The following is a 6562-nucleotide window of genomic DNA, read 5'->3' on the forward strand; positions in this document are numbered from 1 at the left end:
GCCGGAAGGCCCGGCTCCCCGAGGGGGCGCCGGGCCTTCCGGGAGCTTCGAGGGCTACGCCTCGAAGACCTCCGTCATCAGGAGCTGCTGCTCCGCCTGGTGGCGCTTGGCCGAGCCGACCGCCGGGGACGAGCCGTGCGGGCGGGAGATGCGCCGCAGGCGCTCGCCGGCCGGGATGTCCGCGCCGACCGCCAGGTCGAGGTGGTCGATCAGGTTCAGCGCGATGAACGGCCACGCACCCTGGTTCGCCGGCTCCTCCTGGGCCCAGATGTACTTCGCCGCGTTCGGGAACTTGGCGATCTCGGCCTGGAGCTCCGCACCCGGGAGGGGGTAGAGGCGCTCGATGCGGATGATCGCCGTGTCCGTGATGCCGCGCTTCTCACGCTCGGCCTCGAGGTCGTAGTAGACCTTGCCGGCGCAGAAGACGACCTTGCGGACCGCGTTCGGGTCCACGGTGGAGTCGCCGATGACCGGACGGAACGAACCGGTCGTGAACTCCTCCGCCTTGGAGGCCGCCGCCTTCAGACGCAGCATCGACTTCGGGGTGAAGACGATGAGCGGCTTGTGGTGCGGGTTGTGGACCTGCCACCGCAGGAGGTGGAAGTAGTTCGACGGGAGCGTGGGCATGGCCACCGTCATGTTGTCCTGGGCGCACATCTGCAGGAAGCGCTCGGGGCGGGCGGAGGAGTGGTCCGGGCCCTGGCCCTCGTAGCCGTGCGGCAGGAGGAGCGTGACGCCGGACGTCTGGCCCCACTTCTGCTCGGCCGAGGAGATGAACTCGTCGACGACGGTCTGCGCGCCGTTGACGAAGTCGCCGAACTGGGCCTCCCAGAGGACCAGCGCGTCGGGACGGGCCAGCGAGTAGCCGTACTCGAAGCCCATGGCCGCGTACTCGGAGAGCAGCGAGTCGTAGACGTTGTAGCGGGCCTGGTCGTCCGACAGGTAGAGCAGCGGGGTGTAGTCCTCGCCCGTCTCCCGGTCGATGAGGACCGCGTGGCGCTGGCCGAAGGTGCCGCGGCGGGAGTCCTGGCCGGACAGCCGGACCGGGGTGCCCTCCATCAGCAGCGAACCGAAGGCCAGGGTCTCGCCCATGCCCCAGTCGATGGTGCCGTCGTCGATCATCGCCGCGCGGCGCTGCAGCTGCGGCAGCAGACGCGGGTGGACGGTGACCGATTCCGGGATGTTGACCTGGGCCTCGGCGATCCGCTTGACGACCTCCTGCGAGATCGCGGTGTTCACCGGGACCGGGAAGTCGGCCTGCGCGACCGGCACCGGCGGGATGGCCGCCGGCTGCGTGGCGGCCTCGCGGACCTCCGCGAAGACCTTCTCCAGCTGGCCCTGGAAGTCCTGCAGCGCCTGCTCGGCCTCTTCCAGCGTGATGTCGCCGCGACCGATGAGGGACTCGGTGTACAGCTTGCGCACCGAGCGCTTCTTGTCGATCAGGTCGTACATCAGCGGCTGCGTGAACGCCGGGTTGTCGGACTCGTTGTGCCCGCGGCGGCGGTAGCAGATGAGGTCGATGACCACGTCCTTGTTGAACGCCTGGCGGAACTCGAAGGCCAGGCGCGCGATGCGGACCACGGCCTCCGGGTCGTCGCCGTTCACGTGGAAGATCGGCGCCTCGATCATGCGGGCCACGTCGGTCGCGTACATCGAGGAACGCGAGGACTCCGGGGCGGCGGTGAAGCCGACCTGGTTGTTGATGACCACGTGCACGGTGCCGCCGGTGCGGTAGCCGCGCAGCTGCGACATGTTCAGCGTCTCGGCGACGACGCCCTGGCCCGCGAAGGCCGCGTCGCCGTGCAGGGCGACGGGCAGGACCGTGAAGTCCGTGCCGCCCTTGTTGATGATGTCCTGCTTGGCGCGGACGACGCCCTCCAGGACCGGGTCCACCGCCTCCAGGTGCGAGGGGTTGGCGACGAGCGAGACCTTGATCTGCTCCCCGTCCAGGCCCGTGAAGGTGCCGTTGGCGCCCAGGTGGTACTTGACGTCGCCGGAGCCGTGCATGGACTTCGGGTCGAGGTTGCCCTCGAACTCGCGGAAGATCTGCGCGTACGACTTGCCGACGATGTTCGCCAGGACGTTCAGGCGGCCGCGGTGGGCCATGCCGATCGCGACCTCTTCGAGGCGGGCCTCGGCGGCCGAGTCGATGACGGCGTCGAGCAGCGGGATGACGGACTCGCCGCCCTCCAGGGAGAAGCGCTTCTGGCCGACGTACTTCGTCTGCAGGAAGGTCTCGAAGGCCTCCGCCGCGTTCAGGCGGCGCAGGATGCGTAGCTGCTCCTCGCGCTCCGGCTTGGAGTGCGGGCGCTCGATGCGGTCCTGGATCCAGCGGCGCTGCTTCGGGTCCTGGATGTGCATGAACTCGACGCCGGTGGTGCGGCAGTACGAGTCGCGCAGCACGCCGAGGATGTCGCGCAGCTTCATCATCGACTTGCCGGAGAAGCCGCCGACCGCGAACTCGCGCTCCAGGTCCCACAGGGTGAGGCCGTGCTCGGTGATGTCGAGGTCGGGGTGCTTGCGCTGCTTGTACTCCAGCGGGTCGGTGTCGGCCATGACGTGGCCGCGGACCCGGTAGGAGTGGATCAGCTCGAAGACGCGGGCGGCCTTCGTGACGTCGTCGTCGTGCGAGGCGTCGATGTCCCGGAGCCAGCGGACCGGCTCGTACGGGATGCGCAGCGCCTCGAAGACGTCGTCGTAGAAGCCGCTCTCGCCGAGCAGCATGTTCGCGACGACGCGCAGGAACTCGCCGGAGGCCGCGCCCTGGATGACCCGGTGGTCGTAGGTCGAGGTCAGGGTCATGACCTTGGAGATGCCCAGCTTGTTCAGGGTGTCCTGGGAGGTGCCCTGGAACTCGGCCGGGTAGTCCATGGAGCCGACGCCCATGATGACCGACTGTCCGGGCATCAGGCGGGGCACGGAGTGCACGGTGCCCAGGCCGCCGGGGTTCGTCAGCGAGACGGTGACGCCGGTGAAGTCGTCCATCGTCAGCTTGCCGACGCGGGCGCGGCGGACGATGTCCTCGTACGCCTGCCAGAACTCGAAGAAGTTGAGGGTCTCGGCCTTCTTGATGCCGGCGACGACGAGCTGGCGGTCGCCGTTGGGCTTCACCAGGTCGATCGCGAGACCGAAGTTGATGTGCTCCGGCTTCACCAGGGTCGGCTTGCCGTCCTTCTCCGCGAAGGAGTAGTTCATGGACGGCATGGCCTTGATGGCCTGCACCATCGCGTAGCCGATGAGGTGGGTGAAGGAGATCTTCCCACCGCGGGCGCGCTTGAGGTGGTTGTTGATGACGATGCGGTTGTCGAACAGCAGCTTCACCGGGACGGCGCGGACGGACGTGGCCGTCGGCACTTCCAGCGAGGCGTTCATGTTCTTGACCACGGCAGCCGCCGGGCCGCGGAGCGTCACCAGTTCGGGGCCGGCAGGGGCCTCGGTGGCGGGCGCGGCCTTCTGGGGGGCTACGGAGGTGGGGGCGGGGGCTGCCGGTGCGGCGGCGGCCGGGGCCTGGGAGGTGACAGTCACAGCAGGGGCACCAGAGGGGGTGGCAGGTACAGGGGCAGGTGCTGACACAGGCGTCGTGGGCGCGGCGCTGGTGGGGGAGGCGGGCGTGGCGCTCGCCGCCCCCGTGGCGGCGGCGTCGGAAGCCTGCGGAGTCGCGGCGGTGACGGGAGCGGCGGCCTGTGCGGAGGCGCCGTCCGTCGTCGTCGCGGCGGGGGGAGGAGTCGGCTTCTCCGTGGGCTTATCCGCCTTCACCGGAGCGGCAGCGCCCCCCGGCTTGTAGTCGGCGAAGAAGTCCCACCAGGCCCGGTCGACCGAGTTCGGGTCCTGGAGGTACTGCTGATAGATCTCGTCGACGAGCCACTCATTGGCGCCGAAGCCTGGGGCGGGGTTCTTCCCGCTCCCTCCTGCTTCGGTCGTGGTGCTCGAGTTACTGGGGGACTGTGGCGACACGGCGGCAACCGCCCTCTTCCGCTTCACAAGGTATGGACAGCGGGAATAAAGGCTACGCCTCCCAGGGCGTGAGATGCAGACCGGGCGGGACTTCCGTCGCGTACGTCACATCGAACGGCGGGTTTCGCCTACTGGAATGGCGGGAAACAAGCCTGGTTCGGGCAGGAGGCACCGTGGTTGCGGCCCCCTGGCTTCGCACCCCTGACGGACCCCGGCGCATGTGGCCGAGATCATGTCCTTCCCACTCGAACCCTACGTCAACCCGGTGCCTGCGAGCTGCCCGGAAGCGTGACGAGGATGCGGCAGCCCCGTGACGATTCGGCCACCCCGATGTGCCCGCCGTGCAGTCCGACCGCCCACCGGGCGATGGCCAGGCCCAGACCGGTCCCGCCGTCGCCGCCCCTCGCGCTGCCCCGGTTGAACCGCTCGAAGACCCGGTGGCGCTCCTCCTCCGGGATTCCGGGCCCTTCGTCCAGGACCTCCAGGGCCAGACTCCCGGGCGCGTCGCCCGCACGCGCACGGACGGTGACCCGGCCGTGCGGAGGGCTGTGCTTGACGGCGTTGTCGATCAGGTTCGCCACCACCTGGTGCAGCCGCTCGGCGTCCGCGTGCGCGGTCAGCTCGGGCGGGAACACGTCCAGGTGCAGGTGGACGTCGTTGCGGGTGTGCCCGCCCGAGCCGGAGGTCAGACCCGGCCGGCCGGCCGCCGCCAGTCCCGACTCCTTCAGCACGCCCGACAGGTACGGCCACACCTCGAAGCGGCGGGCCCGCAGCGGCACCACGCCGTTGTCGACGCGGGACAGGTCCAGCAGGGTCTCCACGAGCCGGCCGAGCCGCTCGGTCTGCTTCAGCGCGGTCCGCATGGTCTCCGGATCGGGGTCCGAGACCCCGTCCACCACGTTCTCCAGTACCGCGCGCAGGGCCGCGATCGGGGTCCGCAGCTCGTGCGAGACGTTCGCGACGAGCTCCTTGCGGTGCCGGTCCACCGCCTCCAGGTCGTCCGCCATCAGGTTGATGGTGGCGGCCAGGTCGCCCAGCTCGTCGCGGCGGCCGGCCCCGCGCACCCGGCGCGTGTAGTCCCCGTGCGATATCGCCCGGGCCACCGTGGTCATGTCGTCCAGCGGGGCCGTCAGGCTGTGCGCCACGAACTGCGTGATCAGCATCGAGGCGATCACCGAGAACACCGTGATGAACCGCACCTCGGTGGCGGTGCGCATCGCCACCATCAACAGACCCGTGGTGATGAAGACCGACACCACGACGAGCGTGCCCAGCTTGGTCTTGATCGAGAACGGCGAGAAGGGCCGCAGGCCCCCGGTCGGCCGCTGTCCCGGCTGCCGCGGCTGCTCCAGCCGGCGCTGCCCGGCGCTCACGGCTGCGCCGGGGTCTCCAGGGCGTACCCGACGCCGTGGACCGTACGGATCCGCTCGGCGCCGATCTTCCGGCGCAGGGCCTTGATGTGGCTGTCGACGGTACGGGTCCCGGACGCGTCGGCCCAGTCCCACACCTCGGCCAGCAGCTGCTCCCGGGAGAGCACCGCCCGGGGAGTCCCGGCCAGGCACACGAGGAGGTCGAACTCGGTCGGCGTCAGGTGCACGTCCTCGGTGTGCACCCGGACCCGGCGCTGCGCGTGGTCGATCTCCAGGTCACCCAGGCGCAGCGTGGCCCCGCGCGGAGCGTGCGCGGCCAGGGTGGCCCGCTCCACCCGGCGCAGGAGTACGTGGACCCGCGCGGCCAGCTCGCGCATCGAGAAGGGCTTCGTCATGTAGTCGTCGGCGCCGACCCCGAGGCCGACCAGCATGTCGGTCTCGTCGTCCCGGGCCGTGAGCATCAGCACCGGCACGGGCCGCTGGGCCTGGACCCGGCGGCAGACCTCCAGCCCGTCGAACCCGGGCAGCATGACGTCCAGGACCAGCAGCTCCGGCAGCCAGCTCTCGGCCGCCGCGACGGCGGCCGGGCCGTCGGCGGCCGTCTGCACCTGGAAGCCCTCGGCGCGCAGCCGGGCCGCGATCGCCTCGGCGATGGTGTGATCGTCCTCGACGACGAGCACCCGGCGCTGGGCGCCGGGGGTGGCCGCGGCGCCGTTGTGGGTGCTGGTGTGTGTCTGTTCCATGTCCCGCCCCTGAAGATCCCGCGTGGTAGGGGTGCAGCGTAGAGGAGCGGTTGGCCTCCGGCTATGACGGGTTCCGGATGTGGACGTCCGCCTCGATCGCCGGCGGGGCCGCTCCATGCCGCGGCCCGCCGCGCCCGCTGCCCGGGGAGCCGGCCTCCGGACCCCGGCGCCTCAAACGCCGGCGGGGCTGGATTTGGCGGGTCCCGTGGCCGTCTGCGCCACCGTTGCATGGGGGCTGGCCCCCGGACCCCCGCGCCTCAATCGCCGGCGGGGCCGGATTGGACCGGCGTCGGCCCCGCCGGTGGGCACTGGCGGGGCTGGATGTGGCGGGTGTCGGCCTGCGGGTGCGTGCCGGCGGGGCTGATTTTGGCCGGTGTTGGCCTCCACCTGTATGCGGCGGGCTGGAAGTCCCTGCAGGCGGTGGGCTGGCAGTCCCTGCGGGCCGGGGGCTGGCAAATCCAGCCCCGCCGGCGTTTGAGGCGCGGGGTCTGGGGC

General features: G+C 70.8%; 3 protein-coding genes. All 3 read right to left on the reverse strand.

Annotated elements, in window-relative coordinates; all coding sequences use genetic code 11:
• Positions 1–54: 54 nt before the first annotated feature.
• On the reverse strand, positions 55–3954 hold the full coding sequence (locus ACWGDE_RS34290; protein WP_453392965.1) for a multifunctional oxoglutarate decarboxylase/oxoglutarate dehydrogenase thiamine pyrophosphate-binding subunit/dihydrolipoyllysine-residue succinyltransferase subunit: 3900 nt from the start codon (positions 3952–3954) through the stop codon (positions 55–57).
• 257 nt (positions 3955–4211) lie between these two features.
• Complete coding sequence (locus tag ACWGDE_RS34295) at positions 4212–5306, reverse strand: HAMP domain-containing sensor histidine kinase (RefSeq protein WP_453392966.1); 1095 nt, start codon at positions 5304–5306, stop codon at positions 4212–4214.
• 17 nt (positions 5307–5323) lie between these two features.
• A complete protein-coding gene (locus ACWGDE_RS34300; RefSeq protein ID WP_450910298.1) occupies positions 5324–6067 on the reverse strand; it encodes a response regulator transcription factor in 744 nt (247 codons plus the stop codon).
• Between the last annotated feature and the right edge of the window lie 495 nt (positions 6068–6562).

The organism is Streptomyces sp. NPDC054956 (genome assembly GCF_053609185.1).